This is a genomic window from Citrobacter sp. On2M, from assembly GCF_018035235.1.
GTDB classification, from domain to species: domain Bacteria; phylum Pseudomonadota; class Gammaproteobacteria; order Enterobacterales; family Enterobacteriaceae; genus Citrobacter; species Citrobacter meridianamericanus.
Genome location: NZ_WPCV01000005.1, coordinates 551,111 through 576,114 on the forward strand (window position 1 = coordinate 551,111; position 25,004 = coordinate 576,114).

A 25,004-nucleotide genomic window follows, 5' to 3' on the forward strand; every position below is an offset into this window, starting at 1 on the left:
CATCCTTTGCGTATTGAGGCCTCAACCCTAATTATCGTTTTCCGCTGTGCAGCCAGAACGGTTCCAGCGCGATCGCCTCGTTGCGGAAGTGTTCAATTTCAATATATTGGTTGGCCGCAATGGCGTGACGTAAGCCCTGCCAGTTGGCGATCCATACCGATGCGACATTTTCGTCGTAGTATCCCGCCAGCATCAGCATGCTATCAATATTGCGCGTCAGGCGCGGCAGCTGATCGACGTACTTATCGCCCAACGGCTGAGCGAAAGTGGTTTTCAGTTCAGCGGCATGGCGTGAGAGATGCGTATCCGAGAAACGCTTAAAGGAGTCGGCAATTTTACCCTGCGCCTTCGCATCAAGGAACGGCTGCCACCCTTTGGTCACCAGCCATTCGGTTAACGCCAGTTTGGCCATCGCCGTTTGGGTGCTGTAAACCGCCGAAACGGCAGACACATCAGACGCGATGATCGCTTCCGACTGGGTCAACAAATCACGTAAGTGAGCGCTCGCTTTTCGTGGCACGCAGCCACCAAACAGCATCAGAATGTGGCGTACCAGCCCCATTGCAGCCAAAACCTCGGCTTTCGCCCCTTTGACGCCGCGTACCCACAACTCTTCATGGTACTGCCACTGTGATAATGCCAGCTCCAGCGCCGCTTCCATCCCCTGCTCAATACTCGCCTTCGCCGGAACCTGCAAAATGCGCGTCGGTTTGAGTTCACGCGGCGCATTCCCCTGAGCCAGATGATAGCCGCGCGCCGCTTTGCTCAGGCTGCCCTGGCGTAGACCGGCTTGCGAAACCAGCTGGTTTGCCAGCTTCAGTACCGCCCGGGTATCGCCGCTTAGCAGCTCAAGTTCAAGCTCACAGAGAGGTTCAGCACATTCGCCCGCTTTTACTTCCCCGAGATCGAGGGCGATTTCAATACGGCTGCCGTCAACATCCAGGCACCATTTCTCACGGTAAAAATCGGTGCTGAACAGTGGTTGCACCTGAGAGGCAAGTTCAGCAGGCAGTTCGCCATCTGGCCAGACTTCCGTTGGGAACAAGGCGAGATCCAGCTCAGGCGCGCTCAGCGCAACGTTAAATTCCGGTCGCTGATGCAGGCCGCCCGTTACGCGTCCGGCAATTTTCATGGTCATTTCGTAATGACCGTTTTCACCGCGAATACGCAGCCCCATATCGTGATTACGCAACCACGCATCCGGCGTTTCGTAGTAAATATTCAGCAACTGGCTGGGCGCATGATGCTCTCCCTCCAGCGTATTCAGACATTCACGCAGCGCATCTACAGCGTCACTATTGACGATAAATTTTAATTCGATTTCCTGGGCCATGGTCTTGTACTTATGGGTTATGTCACAGTTGAGAAAACTGACTGCGAACTAAGTTCGTTCTTTATGGTCAGTAGATAGTATTTTGCGCCAAATTGCCATGCAACGAGCAATTTGACGGGCGTAAAAGTTTCGGGTGGTGGCAAAAAGGACACAGATGATTCCGATTGATGTCGAATGCTTTGCGTAGAGACACTGATGCCACTACTATCGTTCCACTTTCTATGACAATAACGACAGCCTGATGCCAAAATTACGCCTGATTGGATTAACTTTACTCGCACTTAGCGCCACTGCAGTCTCTCATGCCGAAGAAAAGCGCTATGTCTCTGACGAACTGAACACCTGGGTCCGCAGCGGTCCGGGAGATAATTATCGCCTCGTGGGTACGGTTAACGCCGGCGAGGAAGTCACGCTATTACAGACCGATGCCAACACCAACTACGCCCAGGTGAAAGACAGCACCGGACGTACCGCCTGGATCCCACTGAAAGAGCTGAACAGTACGCCGAGCCTGCGTACCCGCGTTCCCGACCTGGAAAACCAGGTTAAGACCTTGACCGATAAGCTCAATAATATCGATACCACATGGAATCAGCGTACCGCCGACATGCAGCAAAAGGTAGCGCAAAGCGACAGCGTGATTGACGGGCTGAAACAAGAAAACCAGAAGCTGAAGAACGAACTTATCGTGGCGCAAAAGAAGGTGAGCGCAGCCAACCTTCAGCTTGATGACAAGCAGCGTACTATCATCATGCAATGGTTTATGTATGGCGGCGGCGTGCTGGGTCTTGGTCTGCTGCTCGGTCTGGTTCTGCCACACATGATCCCAAGCCGTAAACGCAAAGATCGCTGGATGAACTGAATCGCCTTCTCCGCCACACTGACATATGATTAAGGAATGTTTTTTTCAAAAGGAAAGTGGCGTGAAGATTTATCTGGTCGGTGGTGCAGTTCGGGATGCGTTATTAGGGCTACCGATTAAAGATAAAGATTGGGTCGTAGTCGGCGCCACGCCGCAAGGAATGCTCAACGCGGGTTACCAGCAGGTAGGTCGCGATTTTCCCGTGTTTCTGCACCCGCAAACCCGGGAAGAGTATGCGCTGGCACGTACTGAACGTAAATCAGGCTCAGGATATACCGGATTCACCTGCTACGCCGCGCCAGATGTGACGCTGGAGGCCGATCTTCAGCGTCGCGACCTGACCATCAACGCAATGGCCCGCGATGACGACGGGGAGATTATCGACCCGTATAATGGACTCGACGATCTGGAAAACCGCCTGCTGCGCCATGTTTCCCCTGCTTTTAGCGAAGATCCGCTACGCGTGTTGCGCGTGGCGCGCTTTGCTGCCCGTTATGCACACCTCGGCTTTCGTATTGCCGACGAAACCATGACGCTGATGCGCGAGATGAACGCCGCTGGCGAGCTGGAACACCTGACGCCAGAGCGCGTGTGGAAAGAAACGGAAGGCGCCTTAACCACCCGTAATCCACACGTTTTTTTTCAGGTCCTGCGCGACTGTGGCGCACTGCGCGGTCTGTTTCCTGAAGTGGATGCCCTGTTCGGCGTCCCTGCGCCCGCGCAATGGCACCCGGAAATTGATACCGGCATTCACACGCTGATGACGCTGTCGATGGCAGCCATGTTAAGCCCGGAGGTCGACGTGCGTTTCGCCACGCTGTGCCACGATCTTGGCAAAGCATTAACGCCTAAAGCGCTATGGCCGCGCCATCACGGCCACGGTCCGGCGGGCGTTAAGCTGGTCGAGCAACTGTGTCAGCGCCTGCGCGTGCCGAATGACATCCGTGATTTAGCCAAACTGGTGGCTGAGTTCCACGACCTGATTCATACCTTCCCGATCCTGCAGCCGAAAACCATCGTTAAGCTGTTTGATTCCATCGATGCCTGGCGTAAACCGCAGCGCGTGGAGCAAATCGCCCTGACCAGCGAGGCCGACGTGCGTGGGCGAACCGGTTTTGAAGCGGCGGATTACCCGCAAGGCAGGTTGTTGCGCGAGGCCTGGCAGGTTGCGCAGGCGGTACCCACGAAAGATGTCGTGGAAGCGGGATTCAAAGGTCAGGCAATTCGTGAAGAACTGACCCGACGTCGCATCGCAGCGGTGGCTAACTGGAAGGAGAAGCGGTGTCCTAAACCCACCGCCTGAACGGATATCACCCCCAGGCCGGATAAGGCGGAACGCCGCCATCCGGCACCAGGTTAGTCATCAGAAGAACACGACGTAAACGGCAGCGGCCACAATAAAGCGGTAAATCGCAAACGGAATGAACGAAATGCGCTTAATCAGCTGCAGGAAGGTTTTGATCGCGACCAGCGCCACAATAAATGCCGTCACGAAGCCAACTGCAAACATCGGTATATCTGATGCGCTGAGGAACGACCAGCTTTTGTAAAGATCCAGCGCCGTGGCGCCCATCATCATCGGTACCGCCAGCAGGAATGAAAACTCAGAAGCCGCGTAACGGCTCACCCCCATCAGCATACCGCCAGAAATCGTCGCACCGGAACGAGAAAATCCCGGCCACAGCGCCAGACACTGAAAACAGCCAATCATAAACGCCTGGCGATAGGTCATATCATCCAGACCTGGCGCGCGCGGCTCTTTCGGCTTCAGGCATTCTGCGGCAATCAGCAGCACGCCCCCAACCACCAGCGCATACATCACGTTGATCGGGTTAAACAGCGACTTGATGGTGTCGTGGAACACCAGTCCCAGTACAACGGCCGGAATCATCCCCAACAGAATATGTCCCAGCGTCAGCCGACCTTTGCCTGTCCCTTCATGTGGGTCCTTGCCGAAGTGAATGCCGATCAGGCCAAACAAACGTCGCCAGAACATCACCACCACTGCCAGAATAGACCCCAACTGGATCACCACCTCGAATGTTTTTGCGGTATCACCCTCAAAACCCAACAGGTGGCCAACAATAATCATATGGCCGGTACTGGAAACGGGTAAAAATTCCGTCAATCCTTCGACCACACCCAAAATTGCCGCCACCAGCAGCGAGTGCATATCACTCATTAATAAACCCCTAGATAGAGAAACCACGGCAAAAAAGAGCCGACGAAAGGACTCTTTTATACCCGTTTGATTTAGAAATTATTAAATTAATTATTTTCTTTCAGATTATTGCCACGCTCAATGACGACCCCGACGTTTGCCGCACGGGCTACCGCACCAGGTTTACTGAGTTTGATCCGCACCCATGGTGAATTAAAGCGGCTAAGTAGCATATCCGCCACCTCTTCCGCCACACGTTCTACCAGCGCAAAACGCCCACCTTCCACATGGTTAACAACCGTTTGTGCAATATCAGCATAGCTCAGGCAATCAGCCACATCATCGCTTTTAGCCGCTTTGCGGTTATCCCACGCCATTTCGATATCGAACACCAACTGCTGTTCAATCGTTTGTTCCCAGTCGTAAACACCGATAGTGGTGATTACGGAAAGTTGCTCTATAAATACAATATCCATCACGACCTGCCTGCTTTTTGGCTAACCCGGATACCACTTCCGGCGAAATATGCGTATTATCCACAGAAGTAGCGTTTTACACGACATTTTCAAAACGGAACAGCTTATGAGTGCAATCGCGCCTGGAATGATTATCTTCGCGTACCTCTGTGGCTCAATTTCCAGTGCTATTCTGGTATGCCGCCTTGCTGGATTGCCGGACCCGCGGGACAGTGGTTCTGGGAATCCGGGCGCGACGAATGTATTGCGAATCGGTGGCAAGGGAGCCGCCGTCGCGGTGCTGATTTTCGACGTCCTGAAAGGTATGTTACCCGTCTGGGGTGCCTATGCGCTAGGCATCAGCCCCTTCTGGCTGGGATTGATCGCAATCGCCGCCTGTCTGGGACACATTTGGCCGGTATTCTTCGGTTTTAAAGGTGGGAAAGGCGTTGCCACCGCCTTTGGCGCAATTGCGCCGATTGGCTGGGATTTAACCGGCGTGATGGCCGGAACCTGGCTGTTAACCGTCCTGTTAAGCGGCTATTCGTCGTTAGGCGCTATTGTCAGCGCGCTGATTGCCCCTTTTTACGTCTGGTGGTTCAATCCCCAGTTCACTTTCCCGGTGTCCATGTTGTCGTGCTTAATTCTGCTTCGTCACCATGACAACATTCAGCGCCTGTGGCGTCGTCAGGAACCGAAGATCTGGACCAAGTTGAAGAAAAAACGCGAAAAAGACCCCGAGTGATTTTATTGTCGGATAGTGACGCGTCGGCGTCTTATCCGGCCTCGGGGATGTGATACCCTTCCACCGGCTTGCCTAATCGACGCTGACACCACGTCGCCAGAAACTCCACGCACACGCGAAGCTTCACGCTGCGATACAGCGGCTCCTGATAAACCGCCCAGATATTGGCGCTTTGCGCATAGTCCGGCAGCACCCGCACCAGTTCCCCGCTAGCCAGAAATGGCTGCAGGTCCCATTCGGAACGCAACATAATCCCTTTTCCCTGCAGCGCCCACTGCAGCACAATCTCACCACTGTTAGAAGAAAGATGTCCCGCCACCTTAACCGACTTTTTCTCCTGACCGTTATCCAGTTCCCACACCCCGTGAGTCATATCCCGTTCTTTGGTGACCAGGCAATCATGTCGAATTAATTCTGGTAACGTCGTCGGCTCACCGTATTTCTGTAAATACGTCGGTGCCGCGCATAATATCCTTTTGTTTTTCGTTAACAAATGCGCAATATAATAATCAGGAATCTCATCATTGATGCGAATATCCAAATCGATATTATCCTGCGCCAAATCAATTTGCCGATCGTAAAGTTCGAAATGTACCTGTAATTCAGGATAGCTGTGCATCAATTCTGTAATTGCCGGTGCAATATAACTGCGCCCAAAACCAAAGCTACAGCCGATACGAATCATCCCTGCCGGACGCGTTTTGAGTTGCGTAACGTCATCGACCAAATGCTGATAGCTTGCGAGGATCGCCTGCGCGTGTTCATAGCAACGTTGACCACTCTCCGTTAGCGCCACGCCGCGTGCCGAGCGGCTTAGCAACGTAGCCCCTAGCGTAGACTCAAGGATCTGAATGCGCTTCGTCACAAACGCAGGCGTCTGGCCCAGCGTCGCGGCGGCGGCGCTAAAGCTGCCGCTATGAACAATTTCAACCAGCACCTGCAGGTCTTTCGCCAGGGGATACGTGTTCAGCATGATCGGTAATCCGTAATGTGATTAACCGCAGTGTAATTCTCTCATGCGTATTAAACCCTGCTCTGCCGCAATTTTTATTGCCTTATCTGGACATCATTCACGAACTGTTAATTAGATATTCACAGTGCCAAATAATATAAAACCACATTTTTAGTGGTAGTTTGTGGCGGAGAATTTATTTCCAGACAAATAAAAGAACTGGAGTTAATAAGATGAGCAATCAAAATAACCAACATGCGATAACTACGCTGACGAACATTGTCGCCGACTTTACCGCCATGATTTCTACCCGCATGCCTGACGATGTTGTGGATAAATTAAAACAGCTGCGTGAAGGCGAAACCTCGCCGATGGGTAAAATCATCTACCACACCATGTTTGACAACATGCAGAAGGCAATCGACCTGAACCGCCCTGCCTGTCAGGACACCGGGGAGATTATGTTCTTCGTGAAGGTCGGTTCCCGTTTTCCGCTACTTGGCGAACTGCAAAGCATTCTGAAGCAGGCCGTTGAAGATGCCACGGTAAAAGCGCCGCTGCGCCATAACGCGGTTGAGATTTTTGACGAAGTGAATACCGGAAAAAATACCGGTACGGGCGTGCCGTGGGTCACCTGGGACATCATCCCTGATAATGATGACGCGGAAATCGAAGTCTACATGGCAGGCGGCGGCTGTACGCTGCCAGGGCGCTCAAAAGTGTTAATGCCTTCTGAAGGCTATGAAGGCGTGGTGAAATTTGTCTTCGAAAATATCTCCACGCTGGCTGTTAACGCCTGTCCGCCGGTATTGGTAGGTGTGGGTATAGCCACCTCTGTAGAAACCGCTGCCGTGCTTTCTCGTAAAGCGGTGCTACGCCCTATCGGATCACGCCATCCAAACCCAAAAGCGGCTGAGCTGGAACTGCGTCTGGAAGAAGGGCTTAACCGTCTGGGCATTGGGCCGCAAGGGTTGACCGGGAATAGCTCAGTGATGGGCGTGCATATCGAATCCGCCGCGCGCCACCCGTCGACTATCGGCGTTGCCGTCTCTACCGGCTGCTGGGCGCATCGTCGCGGCACGCTGTTGGTTCATGCCGACCTCTCCTTCGAAAACCTGTCTCACACCCGGAGCGCGTTATGAAAAAGATCCTCACAACCCCGATCAAAGCCGAAGATCTGGCAGACATTCGCGTTGGCGATGTCATTTACCTGAGCGGCACGCTGGTGACCTGCCGTGACGTTTGCCACCGCCGACTGATCGAACTGAAGCGCCCGATTCCTTATGACCTGAACGGCAAAGCCATTTTCCATGCGGGCCCGATCGTCCGTAAGAACTGTGATAAATGGGAGATGGTCTCCGTTGGCCCAACTACCAGCATGCGTATGGAAGCGTTTGAGAAAGACTTTATCGAGCAGACGGGCGTCAAGCTGGTGGTCGGCAAGGGCGGCATGGGACCGCTGACGGAAGAAGGCTGTAAGCAGTTCAAAGCGCTGCACGTCATCTTCCCGGCAGGCTGTGCGGTCGTGGCGGCAACTCAGGTTGAAGAAATTGAAGAGGTACACTGGACCGAACTCGGCATGCCGGAATCTCTGTGGGTATGCCGGGTAAAAGAGTTTGGCCCGCTGATCGTTTCCATCGATACCCACGGCAATAACCTGATTGCCGAAAACAAAAAGCAGTTCGCTGAACGTCGCGATCCTATCGTCGATGAAATCTGCGAGCACGTGCACTACATCAAATAACCCTCCCGGAGGGGCGTAATGCCTCTCCCTCTTCGCAGGGGTACAACAATGGCACCTTTAGCTGGTTGGTGGCGATACCTGACTCCGCTGGTGGTCATCGCCATTATTGCTGTTCTTCCCGTCCCCACCGGTCTTGAGAGTCATACATGGCTCTATTTTGCCGTCTTTACCGGTGTGATTGTCGGGCTTATTCTGGAACCTGTACCGGGCGCGGTAGTGGCGATGATTGGCATTTCGATCATCGCCGTCCTTTCACCGTGGCTGCTGTTCAGCCCGGAGCAACTCGCGCAGGACGGTTTTAAATTTACCGCCAAATCACTGTCGTGGGCGGTATCTGGCTTTTCAAACTCGGTTATCTGGCTGATCTTCGCGGCCTTTATGTTTGGTACCGGCTATGAGAAAACCGGACTCGGTCGGCGTATCGCGCTGATGCTGGTGAAAAAGATGGGGCACCGGACGCTGTTTCTCGGCTATGCGGTGATGTTCTCTGAGCTTATCCTCGCCCCCGTCACACCTTCCAACTCCGCGCGCGGAGCCGGAATAATCTACCCGATTATCCGCAACCTGCCGCCGCTGTATAACTCACAGCCCAATAGTACCAGTTCACGCTCCATTGGCTCATACATCATGTGGATGGGCATTGTCGCCGACTGCGTCACCAGCGCCATTTTCTTAACGGCGATGGCACCGAACCTGCTGTTGATCGGCCTGATGAAAGGTGCGTCCCACACGGCGCTGAGCTGGGGCGACTGGTTCTTAGGCATGCTGCCGCTGAGCATTTTGCTGGTGTTGACCGTGCCGTGGTTGGCGTATGTGTTGTACCCACCGGTACTGAAATCCGGCGATCAGGTTCCACGCTGGGCGGATACAGAGCTAAAAGCGATGGGACCGCTCTGCGCTCGCGAGAAAAAGATGCTGGTGCTGATGGTCGGCGCGCTGGTACTGTGGATCTTCGGCGGCGATTTTATTGACGCCGCGATGGTCGGATACAGCGTAGTGGCCTTGATGCTGGTTTTGCGCATCATCAGTTGGGATGACATCGTCAGTAATAAAGCCGCGTGGAACGTCTTTTTCTGGCTGGCCTCGCTGATCACGCTCGCCACCGGACTGAACAACACCGGCTTTATCTCCTGGTTTGGCAAACTGCTGGCGGGAGGACTGAGCGGCTATTCGCCGATGATGGTGATGGTGGCGCTCATCGTGGTGTTCTACCTGCTACGCTACTTCTTTGCCAGCGCCACGGCGTATACCTCTGCCCTGGCGCCAATGATGATTGCCGCCGCGCTGGCGATGCCGGAAATCCCATTACCGGTCTTCTGCCTGATGGTTGGTGCCGCCATTGGTCTGGGCAGCATTCTGACCCCTTACGCCACCGGTCCTAGCCCTATCTACTACGGCAGCGGCTATTTGCCGACGGTGGATTACTGGCGGCTCGGCGCTATTTTTGGCCTGATTTTTCTCGTTCTGCTGGTGATCACCGGTCTGGTCTGGATGCCCCTCGTTTTACTGTAAAACCCTGGTGGGGCGGCGTATTGTCGCCCCTTAATCCATAAGCTTCTCATATGATCGATTTCCCGATGCGCTGAGGCATACTTTTTTGTATGCAAACACCCTCATGCTGATAAGAGAAACGCTCTGGACACGGTTGCGCACGAGACACTCACAAGGGGCTGGCAGGCCGAACTGGATCTGCATTTTACCCGCACTGGGCACAAAACGGTGCTCGCCTCGGCGCGTCATCATGGTCCATTGACGGTTCAGCGTCCGTTTTACCCGGAAGAGGACGTCTGTCACCTCTATTTGCTTCATCCACCGGCGGGGATCGTTGGCGGAGATGAGCTTCATATTGCCGTCACACTCGACGAAAACAGCCATGCGTTAATCACCCAGCCCGGCGCGGGCAAGTTTTATCGCAGTCGTGGGCCACAAGCGTTGCTGCACCAGCATTTCACGCTCGCTTCGAATGCCACGCTGGAGTGGCTGCCGCAGGATACGATCCTCTTTCCCGGCGCCAACGCTGTTATTCAGTCCGTCTTTCACATCGCATCAGAGAGTCGCTTGCTGGCCTGGGATCTACTGTGTCTCGGGCGACCGGTTATGCAAGAAATCTTCAGCCACGGCGTGCTGCAAAACCGTCTGGAAGTGTGGCGGGATGGCCAGCCGCTGCTGATAGAACGCTTGCAGTTGCAGGAGGGAGACCTGAGTGGCGTTGCGCATCATCCCTGGGTCGGCACGTTGCTGTGTTATCCGGCCAGCGAACACATGCTGGAGGGCACGCGCGAACGGCTTACATCACTTGGCGATTACGCCGGAGCAACGCTTAATGACTCGCTGCTGACAATCCGCTTTCTTGCCGACGACAACCTGATTGTACAGCGCGTTATGCGTGACATCTGGCAATTCCTGCGCCCGCTGCTGACACATAAAACGCCTGTACTACCGCGAATCTGGCAAACCTAAGAGAACCCTTATGGAACTGACTCCCAGAGAAAAAGATAAGTTGTTGCTGTTTACCGCCGCACTGGTAGCGGAACGTCGTCTGGCCCGCGGGCTGAAGCTGAACTACCCGGAATCGGTGGCGCTGATTAGCGCTTTCATCATGGAAGGCGCGCGCGACGGGCAAACCGTGGCCGCACTGATGGAAGACGGACGTCACGTGCTGCGTCGCGATCAGGTGATGGAAGGCGTACCGGAAATGATCCCGGATATTCAGGTTGAAGCCACGTTTCCGGACGGCTCGAAGCTGGTCACCGTCCACAACCCGATCGTCTAAGGAGCGGTAATGATCCCAGGTGAATATCAAATCGCAAAAGGCAATATCGCGCTCAACCAAGGGCGGGAGACCTGCACGATCGTGGTGGAAAATCATGGCGACAGACCCATCCAGGTGGGATCGCACTATCACTTTTCTGAAGTGAACCCGGCACTGCGCTTTGACAGGCTGGCCGCACGCGGCTTTCGTCTGAACATTGCGGCGGGCACGGCGGTACGTTTTGAGCCGGGACAAAAACGCGAAGTCGAACTGGTGCGCGTCGCTGGCGCACAAAGGATCGTCGGGTTTCGCAGCGAAGTGATGGGCGCGCTGGAGGCAGATAATGAGTGAAATTTCCCGGCAGGCGTACGCCGACATGTTTGGCCCAACCACCGGCGATAAGGTGCGACTGGCGGATACTGACCTGTGGATCGAGGTGGAAAAAGACTTCACCACCTACGGCGAAGAGGTCAAATTCGGCGGCGGCAAAGTGATCCGCGACGGTATGGGTCAGGGACAAATGTGCGCGCAAGCGTGTGTGGATCTGGTAATAACCAACGCGTTGATCGTCGATCACTGGGGGATCGTGAAAGCGGATATCGGCATCAAAGCTGGCAGGATCTTCGCCATCGGCAAAGCGGGCAACCCTGATATTCAGCCCAACGTCACGATCCCGATAGGTGTGGGAACTGAAGTCATCGCCGGGGAGGGTAAGATCGTCACCGCGGGCGGCGTGGATACGCATATTCACTGGATCTGCCCGCAGCAGGCGCAAGAAGCGCTGGTTTCCGGCGTGACGACGATGGTAGGCGGCGGCACCGGACCGGCCGCCGGAACTCACGCCACCACCTGTACGCCGGGTCCGTGGTACATCGCGCGCATGCTGCAGGCGGCAGACGCGTTGCCGGTTAATATTGGTTTGCTGGGCAAGGGTAACGGCTCAAACCCTGACGCCCTGCGCGAGCAAATCACGGCCGGTGCCATTGGCCTGAAGATCCACGAAGACTGGGGCGCCACACCTGCCGCTATCGACTGCGCGCTGACCGTGGCCGACGAGATGGACATCCAGGTGGCACTCCACAGCGACACGCTCAATGAATCCGGTTTCGTGGAAGATACGCTGGCGGCGATTGGCGATCGTACCATTCATACCTTCCATACCGAAGGCGCGGGCGGCGGTCATGCGCCGGATATCATTACCGCCTGCGCACATCCGAATATCCTGCCCTCCTCCACGAATCCGACATTGCCTTATACCATCAACACCATCGACGAGCATCTCGATATGCTGATGGTTTGTCACCATCTCGATCCGGATATCGCCGAAGACGTGGCCTTTGCCGAATCACGCATTCGCCGGGAAACGATCGCTGCCGAAGATGTGCTGCATGACATTGGCGCGTTTTCCCTGACCTCGTCCGATTCACAGGCAATGGGGCGCGTGGGCGAAGTGATCCTGCGCACCTGGCAGGTGGCACACCGTATGAAGGCGCAGCGTGGCCCACTGGCTGAAGAAACCGGCGACAACGACAACCTGCGCGTTAAACGCTACGTCGCCAAATACACCATCAATCCGGCGCTAACCCACGGTATCGCCCATGAAGTCGGCTCCGTTGAACCTGGCAAACTGGCCGATCTGGTGCTGTGGTCACCGGCATTCTTTGGCGTAAAACCGGCGACGATCGTTAAAGGCGGGATGATCGCCTGTGCGCCGATGGGCGACATCAATGCCTCGATTCCCACCCCGCAGCCGGTACATTACCGCATGATGTTTGGCGCACTTGGTGCGGCGCGGCATCACACCCGGTTGACCTTTATTTCTCAGGCCGCTGACGCGCAAAACATCCCGCAGCAGCTCAACCTGCAAAGCGCCATCGCCGTTGTCAAAGGGTGCAGAACGGTGAAAAAGGCCGACATGATCCACAACGACCTGCAACCCAATATCACTGTCGATGCTCAGACCTACGAGGTGCGTATTGATGGCGAACTGATTACCAGCGAACCGGCAAACGTTTTGCCGATGGCGCAACGCTATTTTCTGTTTTGAGGAGTGACGATGATCTACCTGACCCAACGCCTTGACCACGCCCACCGCGTCACCGCAAGCGTCACGCTACCCATTGATATGCGCGTAAAAAGTCGCGCCAGAGTAGCGCTGAACGACGGTCGCGAAGCCGGGCTGATGCTACCGCGCGGTTTGCTGTTACGCGGTGGCGACCTGCTGGCCACCGAAGATGGCAGCGAGGTGATCGAAGTGATCGCCGCGCCGGAGTCGGTTTCCGTGGTGCACTGCGTCGATCCTTTCCTGCTCGCCAAAGCCTGTTATCACCTCGGCAATCGCCACGTTCCGCTGCAAATTCTGCCCGATGAGCTGCGCTACCACCACGATCACGTGCTGGACGCCATGCTGCGCCAGTTCAACCTCGAGGTGACGTTCGCTCAGCTACCGTTTGAACCGGAAGCAGGCGCTTATGCCAGTGAATCCCACGGGCATCATCACGGGCATGCACACTGATGCATAACACCCAACAGCTACGTCTGATGCAGCTCGCCAGCAGCGCGCTCCCGGTGGGGTCGTTTACCTGGTCCCAGGGCCTGGAATGGGCGGTGGAAATCGGCTGGGTGAAAAGCGTCGATGACTTCTCTGACTGGCAAATTCAGCAGATGGAGCAGAACTTTTTTACCGTCGACCTACCGCTGCTGGCGAGGCTGTATCGCGCCTGCGAGCAGGGCGATCTCACCGCAGCGCGCCGCTGGACCGCTTACCTGTTGGCCTGCCGGGAAACCCGCGAACTGCGGGATGAAGAACGCTGTCGGGGCGCAGCGTTTACGCGACTGGTCACCGATTGGGAAGCAGATTGCTCGCGGGAGTGGCGAACGCTCTTTGTCGACAGCCAGCTTTGCGGCATGGCCTGGCTGGGTGTGCGCTGGAAAATCCCCCTGACCGAACTGGCGTTAAGCCTCGGCTACAGCTGGATTGAGAGCGCAGTGATGGCTGGCGTCAAACTGGTTCCCTTTGGTCAACAGGCAGCCCAGCGTTTGATTATTGCGCTATGCGATCGCTATGCGCAGGGCCTGGCACAGGCGCTGGCGTGTCCTGATGCCAGTCTCGGCTCCGCAACGCCGCTGGCTGCAATCGCATCTGCCCGGCATGAAACGCAATATTCCCGATTATTCCGCTCCTGAGGAGAAAAAATGAGTAACAGCAAGCATCCCCTGCGCGTAGGCGTTGGCGGCCCGGTCGGTTCGGGCAAAACGGCGCTGCTGGAAGCGTTATGTAAAACCATGCGCAGCAGCTATCAACTGGCAGTAGTCACCAACGATATCTACACCAAAGAAGATCAGCGCATTCTCACCGAAGCGGGCGCACTGGAGCCAGACAGGATCGTCGGTGTGGAAACCGGCGGCTGCCCGCATACCGCTATCCGCGAAGATGCATCGATGAATCTGGCTGCCGTAGAGGCATTAAGCGAGAAATTCGGCAATCTGGATCTGATTTTTGTAGAAAGCGGCGGCGATAACCTGAGCGCCACCTTCAGTCCGGAATTAGCAGATCTGACGATCTATGTGATCGACGTTGCCGAAGGCGAGAAGATCCCACGCAAAGGTGGTCCGGGGATCACTAAATCCGATTTTCTGGTGATCAATAAAACCGATTTGGCCCCATACGTCGGTGCCTCGCTGGAGGTGATGGAACGCGATACCCTGCGTATGCGCGGCGAGCGTCCGTGGACGTTCAGTAATTTAAAATCCGGAGAGGGTCTGGAAAAAATTATCGCGTTTCTTGAAGAGAAAGGGATGCTGCGGATGTAGTGCAGTTTATCACCGGGGGGCAGCCCGCGGTTTTGTCTGCCCGGTAAGCGAAGCCGCCACCGGGCAAAAAATCACGCCGCCGGTAATTCCGCCAGCGGCCAGCGTGGACGCACGGTCACGCCAAGATCTGCCGTTGCGCCCGCTTTAAAACGCACCATGCCCGCGTAGGCGATCATCGCCCCATTATCAGTACAAAATTCCGGACGCGCGTAAAATACTTCACCACGACGTTTTTGCATCATCTCGGCCAATTTTGCGCGTAGCGTACGGTTTGCGCTCACGCCCCCTGCCATCACCAGACGTTTAAAACCGGTTTGATCCAGCGCGCGTTTGCACTTGATCATAAGCGTATCAACTACCGCATCTTCAAACGCACGAGCGATATCTGCGCGCGTCTGATCGTCATTTTCGTTATTACGAATGGTATTCGCGGCAAAGGTTTTCAGGCCGGAGAAGCTGAAATCCAGCCCCGGACGGTCGGTCATCGGGCGCGGAAAGACAAAACGTTTTTCAACGCCTTGCGAGGCAAGCTTTGACAGCATTGGGCCGCCTGGATAATCCAGCCCCAGTAGCTTGGCCGTTTTATCGAACGCTTCGCCAGCGGCATCATCAATTGATTCGCCCAGCAATTCATACTGACCGATACCGGTGACGCTAATCAGTTGCGTATGTCCGCCGGAAACCAGCAGCGCGACGAACGGAAAAGCAGGAGGATTATCTTCCAGCATCGGTGCCAGCAGATGCCCTTCCATATGGTGTACAGGAATTGCCGGCACGCCCCAGGCAAACGCCAGGGAGCGTCCTACGGTAGCGCCGACCAACAGCGCGCCAACCAGACCAGGACCTGCGGTATACGCCACCGCATCAATCTCTTTTGCCGTCAGTCCCGCCTCTTTCAGCGCGGCCTGGATCAGCGGTACGGTTTTACGTACGTGATCGCGCGAGGCCAGTTCTGGCACTACGCCGCCGTAGTCAGCGTGTAATTTCACCTGACTATACAATTGGTTGGCTAAAAGACCTTTTTCATCGTCGTAAATGGCGATGCCGGTTTCATCGCAGGATGTTTCAATACCCAGTACACGCATGACTTGTTTTACCTCGCTTTATTACCGCGCAGTGTAGGACCAATGCGGGTTGATGTAAAACTTTGTTCGCCCCAGGTGTTTCGCTCGTGTATACTCCTTGTCCTTATAAAAGTCCCTTTCAAAATCGCGTCGGTGCTTTACAAAGCAGCAGCAATTGCAGTAAAATTCCGCACCATTTTGAAATAAGCTGGCGTTGATGCCAGCGGCAAACCGAATTTATTAAAGGTGAGAGTTACATGCCGGTAATTAAAGTACGTGAAAACGAGCCGTTCGACGTAGCACTGCGTCGCTTCAAGCGTTCATGCGAAAAAGCAGGTGTTCTGGCGGAAGTTCGTCGTCGTGAGTTCTATGAAAAACCGACTACCGAACGTAAGCGCGCTAAAGCTTCTGCTGTGAAACGTCACGCGAAGAAACTGGCTCGCGAAAACGCACGCCGTACTCGTCTGTACTAATCTATTGAGAGCCAAAGCTCTCAATTCAGACTGAGTTGTAGTTGTAAGGCCGTGCTTCCGGAAGGAATGCGCGGCTTGTTTTCGTTTATACATCAGCAATTACACAAAATCATTCACACTGTATCAAGGCGGCAAGCGAGTGAATCCCCGGAGCTTACTTAAGTAAGTGACAGGGGTGAGCGAGTGCAGTCAACGCAGAGACAGTTTGAAGGATGAAGTGTAATAACGGGGCATATGGCTGGACGAATCCCACGTGTATTTATCAATGACCTGCTGGCAAGAACCGACATCGTCGATCTCATCGACGCGCGGGTAAAGCTGAAAAAGCAGGGCAAAAATTATCACGCGTGCTGTCCGTTCCATAACGAAAAAACCCCCTCTTTCACTGTAAACGGTGAAAAACAGTTTTATCACTGCTTTGGGTGTGGCGCGCATGGCAACGCCGTCGACTTTCTCATGAACTATGACAAGCTCGAGTTTGTGGAAACCGTCGAAGAACTGGCCGCAATGCACAACCTTGAAGTGCCTTATGAAGCCGGAACAGGTCTTAGCCAGATAGAGCGTCACCAGCGTCAGAATCTCTATCAGCTAATGGAAGGGTTAAATGATTTTTATCAGCAATCCTTCGCCCAACCCATCGCCGAGCCAGCACGCCAGTATCTGGAGCAACGCGGTCTGAGTGCCGAGATTGTCCAGCAGTTTGCTATTGGTTTTGCGCCGCCGGGATGGGATAACGCCTTAAAACGTTTCGGCGGAAATGTCGACAACAGGAAGCTGCTGCTCGATGCCGGAATGCTGGTCAATAACGACCAGGGAAGAACCTACGACCGTTTCCGCAATCGCGTGATGTTCCCGATTCGCGATAAACGAGGCCGGGTGATTGGTTTTGGTGGCCGCGTACTCGGTAACGATACGCCAAAATACCTCAACTCCCCGGAAACCGATATTTTCCATAAAGGCCGTCAGTTGTATGGCCTTTATGAAGCCCAGCAGCACAACGCTGAACCACCGCGTCTGCTGGTTGTCGAAGGGTATATGGATGTTGTCGCGCTGGCGCAATACGGTATCAACTACGCCGTCGCCTCGCTGGGTACGTCGACCACGGCGGACCACATTCATATGTTATTCCGTGCGACAAACAACGTGATTTGCTGTTACGACGGTGACCGCGCCGGCCGCGACGCCGCATGGCGTGCGCTGGAAACCGCGATGCCGTACATGACCGACGGTCGTCAGCTACGCTTTATGTTCCTGCCCGAAGGTGAAGATCCGGACACGCTGGTACGTAAAGAGGGTAAAGAGGCCTTTGAAGCACGGATGGAGCACGCACAACCGCTCTCCGTCTTCTTATTTAACAGTCTCTTACCGCAGGTTGATCTCAGTTCACCGGACGGCAGCACGCAGCTCGCCGCGCTGGCCCTGCCGCTGATAAGCCAGGTGCCAGGTGACGCGCACCGGATTCAGCTGCGCCAGACGCTGGGACTGAAGCTGGGCATCTTTGACGATGCGGCGCTTGATCGTTTAATGCCAAAACAGGCAGAAAGTGGCGTGGTACGCCCGCCTCAGCAGATAAAACAGACGCCTATGCGTATACTTATAGGACTACTGGTGCAAAACCCAAATCTGGCACCACTTGTACCACCTATGCATGGGCTGGCTCAGGCAAAGCTACCGGGGCTCAACCTGTTCAGCGAACTGGTCAACCTGTGTGTGGCGCAACCCGGCCTGACAACGGGTCAACTGTTAGAGAATTATCGCGGAGCAAGTGAATACGCAACACTTGAAAAACTCTCAACCTGGAACGATATAAAGGATGAGAATGTTGAAAAAATGTTCACCGACACGCTAAACCGAATTTTTGATTCAATGCTTGAACAGCGACAGGAAGAGTTGATAGCTCGCGATCGCACGCACGGTTTGAGCAGTGAAGAGCGCAGGGAGTTCTGGGAAATCAGACAGGCCCTGGAAAAAAAATGAATTTAACGGCTTAACTGCCGAATACCTATCGGGAAGCCCCCGACAGCCGCACGGAGAGGCAGCGGCAAAATATAAGTATGCCCTCGTTTTGCCGTTGGCGGTTTTACCGCCCAACACCAATCAAACGAATTAAGTGTGGATACCGTCTTATGGAGCAAAACCCGCAGTCACAGCTGAAGCTTCTTGTCCAACGTGGTAAGGAGCAAGGCTATCTGACCTATGCCGAGGTCAATGACCATCTGCCGGAAGATATCGTCGATTCAGATCAAATCGAAGACATCATCCAAATGATCAATGACATGGGTATTCAGGTGATGGAAGAAGCACCTGATGCCGATGATCTGCTGCTTGCTGAAACCTCCAACAGCACCGATGAAGACGCAGAAGAAGCGGCTGCCCAGGTTCTGTCCAGCGTTGAGTCTGAAATAGGTCGTACAACGGACCCGGTCCGTATGTACATGCGTGAAATGGGTACCGTTGAACTGTTAACCCGTGAAGGCGAAATCGACATCGCTAAACGCATCGAAGACGGGATTAACCAGGTTCAATGCTCTGTTGCCGAATACCCGGAAGCCATCACCTACCTGCTTGAGCAATACGATCGCGTAGAAGCAGAAGAAGCACGTCTTTCCGATCTGATCACCGGCTTTGTCGATCCGAACGCGGAAGAAGACATGGCGCCAACGGCGACACACGTCGGTTCTGAACTCTCTCAGGAAGAGATGGACGACGATGAAGACGAAGATGAAGAAGAGGACGACGACAGCAGCGATGATGACAACAGCATCGACCCTGAATTAGCGCGTGAGAAATTCGGTGAACTGCGTACTCAGTACGAAATCACTCGCGACACTATCAAAGCGAAAGGCCGCAGCCATGCAGCCGCGCAGGAAGAAATTCAGAAGCTGTCTGAAGTGTTCAAACAGTTCCGCCTGGTGCCGAAGCAGTTCGACTACCTGGTAAACAGCATGCGCGTCATGATGGACCGCGTGCGTACTCAGGAACGTCTGATCATGAAGCTCTGCGTTGAGCAGTGCAAAATGCCGAAGAAAAACTTCATCACTCTGTTCACTGGCAATGAAACCAGCGAAACCTGGTTCAACGCAGCAATCGCGATGAACAAGCCGTGGTCTGAAAAACTGCACGATGTGGCAGATGACGTTCAGCGCGGCCTGCAGAAACTGCAGCAGATTGAAGAAGAAACTGGCCTGACCATCGAGCAGGTTAAAGATATCAACCGTCGTATGTCCATCGGTGAAGCGAAAGCCCGCCGTGCGAAAAAAGAGATGGTTGAAGCGAACTTACGTCTGGTTATCTCTATCGCCAAGAAATACACCAACCGTGGTCTGCAGTTCCTGGATCTGATTCAGGAAGGCAACATCGGTCTGATGAAAGCGGTTGATAAGTTTGAATACCGTCGTGGTTATAAGTTCTCCACCTATGCAACCTGGTGGATCCGTCAGGCGATCACCCGTTCTATCGCGGATCAGGCGCGTACCATTCGTATCCCGGTGCATATGATTGAGACCATTAACAAGCTCAACCGTATTTCCCGTCAGATGCTGCAAGAGATGGGCCGCGAGCCGACGCCGGAAGAGCTGGCTGAACGCATGCTGATGCCGGAAGACAAGATCCGTAAAGTGCTGAAGATCGCTAAAGAGCCTATCTCCATGGAAACGCCGATCGGCGATGATGAAGATTCGCATCTGGGTGATTTCATCGAGGATACCACCCTCGAGCTGCCGCTGGACTCTGCGACTACCGAGAGCCTGCGTGCCGCAACGCACGACGTTCTGGCTGGCCTGACCGCTCGTGAAGCGAAAGTTCTGCGTATGCGTTTTGGTATCGATATGAACACCGACCACACGCTGGAAGAAGTCGGTAAACAGTTCGACGTTACCCGCGAACGTATCCGTCAGATCGAAGCGAAAGCGCTGCGTAAACTGCGCCACCCGAGCCGCTCTGAAGTACTGCGTAGCTTCCTCGACGATTAATCTCGCCGCTTAAGCATAAACGCCACCGCAAGGTGGCGTTTTTCTTTATAGTCCCCGCCTGAGCAGGGCGTCGTTCACTTCCCGATACGCTTCCACCAGTTTATCCAGCGTGATCCGGCTTAAACCGCTGGGATTCGGCAATACCCATATTTGCGTCGCGCCAATGGTCAACGTCTGTTTCCCCCACTGAGCCCCACGCTGGCTAAGGCCCTGCTCAAATGCCTGCTTACCGAGGATTGCGAGTGCGGCGGGCTGATACTCTTCTATTTTCTCAATGAGCAGACGACCGCCGTTACGCATCTCCAGGAGCTTCACTTCATTGGCTTGTACCGTCGGCCTGTCGACAAATTTCGTCACGCCGCAGCGGAAGTCCAGCAGGTGTTGCGCCTCTTCGGGCTTAAGCTGACGATCGGTAAATCCCGCCTGATGAATGACTTTCCAGAAGCGATTCGCGGGATGCGCAAAGGGAAATCCTGTACCCGCAGAAGAGAGCCCCGGATTGATGCCACAAAATACCACCCGCAGCCCCGGTGCCAGTATGTCCTTAACCATAATTACTCCGAACAATACATCAGAGGAACAAGTATAACGGACTGAAAATACATTGTTTATAAAAACAGCATCCGTACGCTTATGTCTGGATTGCAACGCGGAGTTACTTTATAATCCATCGCCACGGCCCCTTAGCTCAGTGGTTAGAGCAGGCGACTCATAATCGCTTGGTCGCTGGTTCAAGTCCAGCAGGGGCCACCAGACATATCAAGGAGTTAGATGAGAAATCGTCTGACTCCTTTTTCATTTTATACGAATCGGGTCAGGTAATGGGTCAGGTAAGGATTTGCCTCCCTGCCCACTTCATCTCGCTGCATGCATCCCCCAGTAGTGATAAAAGCCAGTAATACCGCCCGTAATATTCACGATACAGCATTATTACGGCTCCGTCGCAGCAAGCCAGTTGCTTGTCGTGCTCTCAGTATATCTACCGCCCGAAGATAAGGGGATTGCTCCTGCCAGTTAAACTCCCTGCGATCGATACGAACCAGTTCGTACTTATCCACCAGGAAGTTGACTGCATCAGCCAGGGTAATCCCAGCATCAATATGTTCCTTAATAACAGTTTCATCACCGAACGGCGTGTCGTTCAGTGTCAGGCCATAGTGCTGTTCCAGCAGGCGTGTCAGTAATATTTGCCAGACTGCAACGGGCGACAGACAGGGCTTCGCCGCCCGCGAAATTGTAGCAGGTAGAGTTTTCATGTTTGCTCTTGCGGAGTTAGTTAACGTTGAGTGGGGTAAACGGCGATGTATACGTAGCCGCAACTGCCAAGTGTATCGGCTTCGCAGGTGAAACCGTTGTGGTACAGGGTGACACAGTGGGCATGGCGGGGATTCATTTCACCAGTGGTTAGCATCGATTCCATCTGGCTGATAAAGTGCGGGAATGTTTCATCCAGCTTCCGGCATTCGGCGTCACTGAATTTACCGGTGATACTGGCCCGGTCAGCCAGATAATGCAGTTGGTTCCCCTCCTGTACCAGACGGGCTCCCAGATGCGGCGTGGTATCCCGCTGCAGGCCCCATGTAATGTTGCTCATTTATAACCACCTTTATTGTCAGTTCAGAGTGATACTCATCAGACAGGCATAGGGCCCGTTGCAGTCCTGGCGGCGTTCGGCGTATACCGCCAGCACGCCGGGAATGTCAGGAACTACCTTACCGGTGTAATGACAGACACTGCCGTGCCACTGGTATCTGCCGGTGCAGTATCGAAAAATGCGTGAGGCCGGATGCTGACGGTAAATTGTCATCGCCCGGCGTTTACTGATAATTTTCATGTAATACCTCAAAGCAGACCATGCTCAGCGAACGACAATATCTGCGTACCACCGACGATAAGGTGGTCATGCACACGGATATCAACGAGCTGAAGCGCCTGCACCAAACGCTGCGTGATGGTCTTATCTGCCTGGCTGGGCGTGGTATCGCCGGAGGGGTGGTTATGCGCCAGTTCACTGCTGCTGCATTGAAATACAGGGCTCGTTTGACCACCTCACGAGGATGTACCTCGGTACTGCTAATAGAACCGGCAAACAGGATTTCATGGGCAATCAACTGGTTCTGCTGGTTCAGATACAGCACCATAAACTCTTCGCGCTCCAGCCCCGCCATTTTCAGTTTCAGCCAGTCACGGGCAGCCTGAGTGGAGGTAAATGCCACGCCTGTTTCGCGCAGGTGTCGGTCAAGCAGGGTTAAGGCGCGTTTTACCGTACGTTGTGCGGTCAGTGGAAGTGCCGGTGCCTGTGGGATAAGTGGCTGTTCCATCATGAATATCCTTAATCAATAATGCGCAAAATGGCGCTGGATTCAGGGTGCTGCAGGGCGTAATCCCGCAGGCGGTAATAGTGCTCCGTCATGGCATCGCATTCGGTGCGACAGGCGTGATGGCTGTATTCAATCAGGCAGACAGCGATACCTGCGGCTTCTGCGCTCATTTGCGCACCATTACCGTTCATGCTGTTGAAAAGATGCCATTTATCGTCCCCCTCAGCATCGGGAGCCATAAACGCTCCGCCATTGCTGAGCGTGTAAAAGGACCAGATACCACCGCTGTACTCATCACAGAAGCGGTCCATCCAGGCGAAAATGCGGGGTTCCAGCGTTATCCACTGCGGGATAGTGCCAAAGTACAGCGGCCAGAAATCAAGACGCTGTTCGTCAGGTACTGGTGTTGCAGTGAGGTCAAATTGAGGTTCATTAGCGGGCACCAATTCGCCTTGCGTTTGTGTCGTCATGGATATTCTCCGTCAATAAAAAACGCCAGCGACGATGGCTGGCGTATGGGAATATGCAGGGGTGTGATCAGCAGGAGGATGCTCTGAGGATGCCTGGCTTGCGGATATAGCGGTTAAGTCCTTCACCGGCATCGGTTTCAAAGCTCCACGCACGCCAGACCATTCGACCTTCAGAGTCACGAACTACCAGGCGGAAGTGACTGCACTGGTCATCTTCTATAGCGACGTTTTGATACCGGCTGGTAATAGCGTCGGCCTGCTGTCGGGTGAAAGGTCCCGGTGGCAGCATATGAGATTCAGACATTCGGTGTACCTTAAAAGCAAAAGCCCCTGACGCAGATGCGTCAGGGGCTATGGGAGTATGCAGGTGTGGGGTGATTATCAAAAACCCGTCTGCACCTTATACAGGCGCAAAGTTTTGCTGCCCCGGACAATCTTCACATACAGGGCATTATCTTTTGTGCCACGAACAAACCCGGCCTTTACATCTCCCTTGCAGTCACCACCGTCATAAGGGATGTTAAGTCCGGTGTTAAATACCAGGTCAATAATCCCGAAACTTAAATCTTCACAGGCTGGACCGGGCAAATCCTGAATCAGAGCAAATTTATGGTCGTCGCTGACACCGGTCAGTGAGCACATGGAGGTGTTGATGTCGTTTCCCTGGCACCAGTACTCCTGACCAGGATTGTCTTTATCCATCAGGCTTGCCGGAAGCTGAGCAGCACCGGCACTGAATGCGGCAAGTGACAGAATGAAGGCGGGTACAGCAGAGGTCATTATTTTCAGCATGGTTTTCTTCCTGAATTAATCCAGCCCACTGTCGGGCAAAATGAAGGAGGTTGATATCGGGTGTTATCAGAAGCGCCGGTAGCGAAACAGCTCTTTGCCCTGGTACAGCGCCACCAGGTCGTCATATGCCGGCTTCTTCTGGTTGGGCTTAAAGGTCACTACCGTGCCCGGACGGCACAGGTCTTTTACGGTGAGACCGAATTTCTTGTCCGGAGTAATGGTGAATCCCTTCGACACATCGTTGTGCATAATAGTTATCCAGCCCCACAGGCCGCCTTCGCAGTCTTTAAAGGGTGCTGAACGCACCGTGACCATCCCGCCCAGACGGTCAACAGACATGGCTTCGCATTTTCCGGTAACCTGACGATGCGCATCACACCAGAAAATATTCCCGTTGTTGTCATTGACGACTGCAGGTAGCGTCCGGTTATAAGGCTGGGCCTGAGCCCCTGCACAAAGCAGAAGGCTGCCGGTAATGCCCAGTATTTTAATCAGTGTTTTCATTACGTTGGTCCTTAACAGAGAAAGTATCAGGTAGCGGTGATTCAGGCCCATACGGTCAGGCCCAGCATCACAAGCCATACCCAGAAGTAAGCCGGTTTCTGACCGAGGGTTTTCGCCCGACGCCACAAATAGAACGGCACCAGCCAGGCAAGTTTGCCGAACGTGGTGGTATCCACTCCGGCCTTACGCAGGCGTCGTTCATCGAGATACCCCAGTGCGATATTGAGCAGCAGCGTGATGAACCAGTACTGCCCACCCGAGACGGCCTCATATGCCTCGTCAAAAGACATTCCGTTCAGCCCTGCCGTCCACAGCTCAAGCGCATAACCAATGAAGGGAGCAAATGCCAGCGTCCATACCACTCTGCCCGGAATGCGGTTTCCTGGCAGTGCCGGTGGTGTAGTGCTGTGGAGCAGCGCCGAAGCCAGCGGGGTAGCGGAGATTGGCTGCCACTCCGTCATGCCCTGTCGCCATACCAAAGTGGATGCAGTCAGTTCACCGCGCATAATCAGGCCGGTGATGTCGTCTTCAGTCACATTGTCGTGACGTATGCCATTTTTCTCGTAATGCCAGGTCATTGTTTTTCCTTCTT

Annotated in this window: 30 protein-coding genes, 1 tRNA gene and 1 pseudogene; 17 read left to right on the top strand and 15 right to left on the bottom strand. The window is 54.2% G+C overall.

Features of this window, described 5'->3' with window-relative positions; all coding sequences use genetic code 11:
- Positions 1–31: 31 nt before the first annotated feature.
- A complete protein-coding gene (locus tag On2M_RS20555; RefSeq protein WP_210905385.1) occupies positions 32–1,333 on the bottom strand; it encodes an inorganic triphosphatase in 1,302 nt (433 codons plus the stop codon).
- Positions 1,334–1,574: 241 nt separating this feature from the next.
- On the opposite strand from On2M_RS20555, the gene On2M_RS20560 reads away from it, so the two are divergent.
- Positions 1,575–2,195 carry a TIGR04211 family SH3 domain-containing protein gene (locus tag On2M_RS20560; protein ID WP_048232822.1) on the top strand — a complete coding sequence of 207 codons (621 nt, stop codon included), beginning with the start codon at positions 1,575–1,577 and terminating at the stop codon, positions 2,193–2,195.
- A gap of 61 nt (positions 2,196–2,256) precedes the next feature.
- A complete protein-coding gene (locus tag On2M_RS20565) occupies positions 2,257–3,498 on the top strand; it encodes a multifunctional CCA addition/repair protein (RefSeq protein WP_210905386.1) in 1,242 nt (413 codons plus the stop codon).
- 60 nt (positions 3,499–3,558) lie between these two features.
- On the opposite strand, the gene bacA is transcribed toward On2M_RS20565, so the two are convergent.
- Together bacA and folB are read right to left on the bottom strand one after the other, a co-directional pair.
- Positions 3,559–4,377: an undecaprenyl-diphosphate phosphatase gene (bacA, locus tag On2M_RS20570; protein WP_151224367.1), complete on the bottom strand. Its 819-nt coding sequence runs from the start codon at positions 4,375–4,377 to the stop codon at positions 3,559–3,561.
- 86 nt (positions 4,378–4,463) lie between these two features.
- Positions 4,464–4,832 carry a bifunctional dihydroneopterin aldolase/7,8-dihydroneopterin epimerase gene (gene folB / locus On2M_RS20575; RefSeq protein ID WP_151217750.1) on the bottom strand — a complete coding sequence of 123 codons (369 nt, stop codon included), beginning with the start codon at positions 4,830–4,832 and terminating at the stop codon, positions 4,464–4,466.
- Positions 4,833–4,938: 106 nt separating this feature from the next.
- Here folB and plsY point away from each other — a divergent pair, with 106 nt between their 5' ends.
- Complete coding sequence (gene plsY, locus On2M_RS20580) at positions 4,939–5,556, top strand: glycerol-3-phosphate 1-O-acyltransferase PlsY (protein WP_151217751.1); 618 nt, start codon at positions 4,939–4,941, stop codon at positions 5,554–5,556.
- 31 nt (positions 5,557–5,587) lie between these two features.
- Here the strand turns inward: plsY and On2M_RS20585 are convergent, their stop codons facing one another.
- A complete protein-coding gene (locus tag On2M_RS20585) occupies positions 5,588–6,529 on the bottom strand; it encodes a LysR family transcriptional regulator (RefSeq protein ID WP_210905387.1) in 942 nt (313 codons plus the stop codon).
- Between the two features lie 212 nt (positions 6,530–6,741).
- Here On2M_RS20585 and ttdA point away from each other — a divergent pair, with 212 nt between their 5' ends.
- The 10 genes from ttdA to ureG all read left to right on the top strand — a co-directional run bounded on the left by ttdA (position 6,742) and on the right by ureG (position 14,817).
- Positions 6,742–7,650, top strand: a complete 909-nt coding sequence (gene ttdA / locus On2M_RS20590) for a L(+)-tartrate dehydratase subunit alpha (protein WP_016150995.1) — start codon at positions 6,742–6,744, stop codon at positions 7,648–7,650.
- Positions 7,647–8,252, top strand: coding sequence for a L(+)-tartrate dehydratase subunit beta (ttdB, locus tag On2M_RS20595; protein WP_210905388.1), 606 nt, complete (start codon positions 7,647–7,649; stop codon positions 8,250–8,252). The genes ttdA and ttdB overlap by 4 nt, the downstream gene beginning before the upstream one ends.
- A 48-nt stretch (positions 8,253–8,300) precedes the next feature.
- Positions 8,301–9,764, top strand: coding sequence for an anion permease (locus tag On2M_RS20600; protein ID WP_151217755.1), 1,464 nt, complete (start codon positions 8,301–8,303; stop codon positions 9,762–9,764).
- 123 nt (positions 9,765–9,887) lie between these two features.
- Positions 9,888–10,712: an urease accessory protein UreD gene (locus On2M_RS20605; protein ID WP_210905456.1), complete on the top strand. Its 825-nt coding sequence runs from the start codon at positions 9,888–9,890 to the stop codon at positions 10,710–10,712.
- 10 nt (positions 10,713–10,722) lie between these two features.
- Complete coding sequence (locus On2M_RS20610; protein WP_003024678.1) at positions 10,723–11,025, top strand: urease subunit gamma; 303 nt, start codon at positions 10,723–10,725, stop codon at positions 11,023–11,025.
- Between the two features lie 9 nt (positions 11,026–11,034).
- Positions 11,035–11,355 (top strand): urease subunit beta, encoded by a 321-nt coding sequence (locus tag On2M_RS20615; protein ID WP_210905389.1) that lies wholly within the window; start codon positions 11,035–11,037, stop codon positions 11,353–11,355.
- Entirely contained in the window at positions 11,348–13,051 is a 1,704-nt protein-coding gene (ureC, locus tag On2M_RS20620; RefSeq protein ID WP_210905390.1) for an urease subunit alpha, read from the top strand. The genes On2M_RS20615 and ureC overlap by 8 nt, the downstream gene beginning before the upstream one ends.
- A 9-nt stretch (positions 13,052–13,060) precedes the next feature.
- Positions 13,061–13,519, top strand: a complete 459-nt coding sequence (gene ureE / locus On2M_RS20625) for an urease accessory protein UreE (RefSeq protein ID WP_187259029.1) — start codon at positions 13,061–13,063, stop codon at positions 13,517–13,519.
- Positions 13,519–14,190 carry an urease accessory protein UreF gene (locus On2M_RS20630; RefSeq protein ID WP_187253275.1) on the top strand — a complete coding sequence of 224 codons (672 nt, stop codon included), beginning with the start codon at positions 13,519–13,521 and terminating at the stop codon, positions 14,188–14,190. The genes ureE and On2M_RS20630 overlap by 1 nt, the downstream gene beginning before the upstream one ends.
- 9 nt (positions 14,191–14,199) lie before the next feature.
- Positions 14,200–14,817: an urease accessory protein UreG gene (gene ureG / locus On2M_RS20635; protein ID WP_151217758.1), complete on the top strand. Its 618-nt coding sequence runs from the start codon at positions 14,200–14,202 to the stop codon at positions 14,815–14,817.
- A 71-nt stretch (positions 14,818–14,888) separates the two neighbouring features.
- Here ureG and tsaD read toward each other — a convergent pair whose 3' ends face one another.
- A complete protein-coding gene (gene tsaD / locus On2M_RS20640; RefSeq protein ID WP_003024694.1) occupies positions 14,889–15,902 on the bottom strand; it encodes a tRNA (adenosine(37)-N6)-threonylcarbamoyltransferase complex transferase subunit TsaD in 1,014 nt (337 codons plus the stop codon).
- A 236-nt stretch (positions 15,903–16,138) separates the two neighbouring features.
- Here tsaD and rpsU point away from each other — a divergent pair, with 236 nt between their 5' ends.
- The 3 genes from rpsU (at position 16,139) to rpoD (ending at position 20,325) form a co-directional block, all read left to right on the top strand.
- Positions 16,139–16,354 carry a 30S ribosomal protein S21 gene (gene rpsU, locus On2M_RS20645; protein WP_001144069.1) on the top strand — a complete coding sequence of 72 codons (216 nt, stop codon included), beginning with the start codon at positions 16,139–16,141 and terminating at the stop codon, positions 16,352–16,354.
- A 234-nt stretch (positions 16,355–16,588) separates the two neighbouring features.
- Positions 16,589–18,331 carry a DNA primase gene (gene dnaG / locus On2M_RS20650; protein ID WP_151217759.1) on the top strand — a complete coding sequence of 581 codons (1,743 nt, stop codon included), beginning with the start codon at positions 16,589–16,591 and terminating at the stop codon, positions 18,329–18,331.
- Between the two features lie 149 nt (positions 18,332–18,480).
- A complete protein-coding gene (gene rpoD / locus On2M_RS20655) occupies positions 18,481–20,325 on the top strand; it encodes an RNA polymerase sigma factor RpoD (RefSeq protein ID WP_151217760.1) in 1,845 nt (614 codons plus the stop codon).
- Positions 20,326–20,370: 45 nt separating this feature from the next.
- Here rpoD and mug read toward each other — a convergent pair whose 3' ends face one another.
- Positions 20,371–20,877, bottom strand: a complete 507-nt coding sequence (mug, locus tag On2M_RS20660) for a G/U mismatch-specific DNA glycosylase (RefSeq protein ID WP_187259032.1) — start codon at positions 20,875–20,877, stop codon at positions 20,371–20,373.
- A 125-nt stretch (positions 20,878–21,002) separates the two neighbouring features.
- Here mug and On2M_RS20665 point away from each other — a divergent pair.
- Positions 21,003–21,078 (top strand) — tRNA-Ile (locus On2M_RS20665).
- Positions 21,079–21,239: 161 nt separating this feature from the next.
- On the opposite strand, the gene On2M_RS20670 is transcribed toward On2M_RS20665, so the two are convergent.
- The 9 genes and pseudogenes from On2M_RS20670 to On2M_RS20710 all read right to left on the bottom strand — a co-directional run bounded on the left by On2M_RS20670 (position 21,240) and on the right by On2M_RS20710 (position 24,990).
- Positions 21,240–21,581: a TA system toxin CbtA family protein gene (locus tag On2M_RS20670; protein ID WP_181553994.1), complete on the bottom strand. Its 342-nt coding sequence runs from the start codon at positions 21,579–21,581 to the stop codon at positions 21,240–21,242.
- A gap of 20 nt (positions 21,582–21,601) precedes the next feature.
- The gene (locus On2M_RS20675; protein ID WP_181553993.1) at positions 21,602–21,919 is read right to left on the bottom strand and encodes a type IV toxin-antitoxin system YeeU family antitoxin; all 318 of its coding nucleotides are present in this window, start codon (positions 21,917–21,919) and stop codon (positions 21,602–21,604) included.
- A gap of 18 nt (positions 21,920–21,937) precedes the next feature.
- Positions 21,938–22,159 carry a DUF987 domain-containing protein gene (locus On2M_RS20680; protein ID WP_047062281.1) on the bottom strand — a complete coding sequence of 74 codons (222 nt, stop codon included), beginning with the start codon at positions 22,157–22,159 and terminating at the stop codon, positions 21,938–21,940.
- A gap of 8 nt (positions 22,160–22,167) precedes the next feature.
- A pseudogene (gene radC / locus On2M_RS20685) lies at positions 22,168–22,649 on the bottom strand (DNA repair protein RadC).
- Positions 22,650–22,657: 8 nt separating this feature from the next.
- A complete protein-coding gene (locus On2M_RS20690) occupies positions 22,658–23,116 on the bottom strand; it encodes an antirestriction protein (RefSeq protein WP_181553991.1) in 459 nt (152 codons plus the stop codon).
- 67 nt (positions 23,117–23,183) lie between these two features.
- Positions 23,184–23,420 carry a DUF905 domain-containing protein gene (locus tag On2M_RS20695; RefSeq protein WP_181553990.1) on the bottom strand — a complete coding sequence of 79 codons (237 nt, stop codon included), beginning with the start codon at positions 23,418–23,420 and terminating at the stop codon, positions 23,184–23,186.
- A 77-nt stretch (positions 23,421–23,497) separates the two neighbouring features.
- Positions 23,498–23,908, bottom strand: a complete 411-nt coding sequence (locus tag On2M_RS20700) for a hypothetical protein (RefSeq protein ID WP_116605315.1) — start codon at positions 23,906–23,908, stop codon at positions 23,498–23,500.
- Between the two features lie 66 nt (positions 23,909–23,974).
- The gene (locus On2M_RS20705) at positions 23,975–24,412 is read right to left on the bottom strand and encodes a hypothetical protein (protein WP_181553989.1); all 438 of its coding nucleotides are present in this window, start codon (positions 24,410–24,412) and stop codon (positions 23,975–23,977) included.
- A gap of 41 nt (positions 24,413–24,453) precedes the next feature.
- On the bottom strand, positions 24,454–24,990 hold the full coding sequence (locus On2M_RS20710) for a DUF4339 domain-containing protein (protein ID WP_210905391.1): 537 nt from the start codon (positions 24,988–24,990) through the stop codon (positions 24,454–24,456).
- Positions 24,991–25,004: the final 14 nt, after the last annotated feature.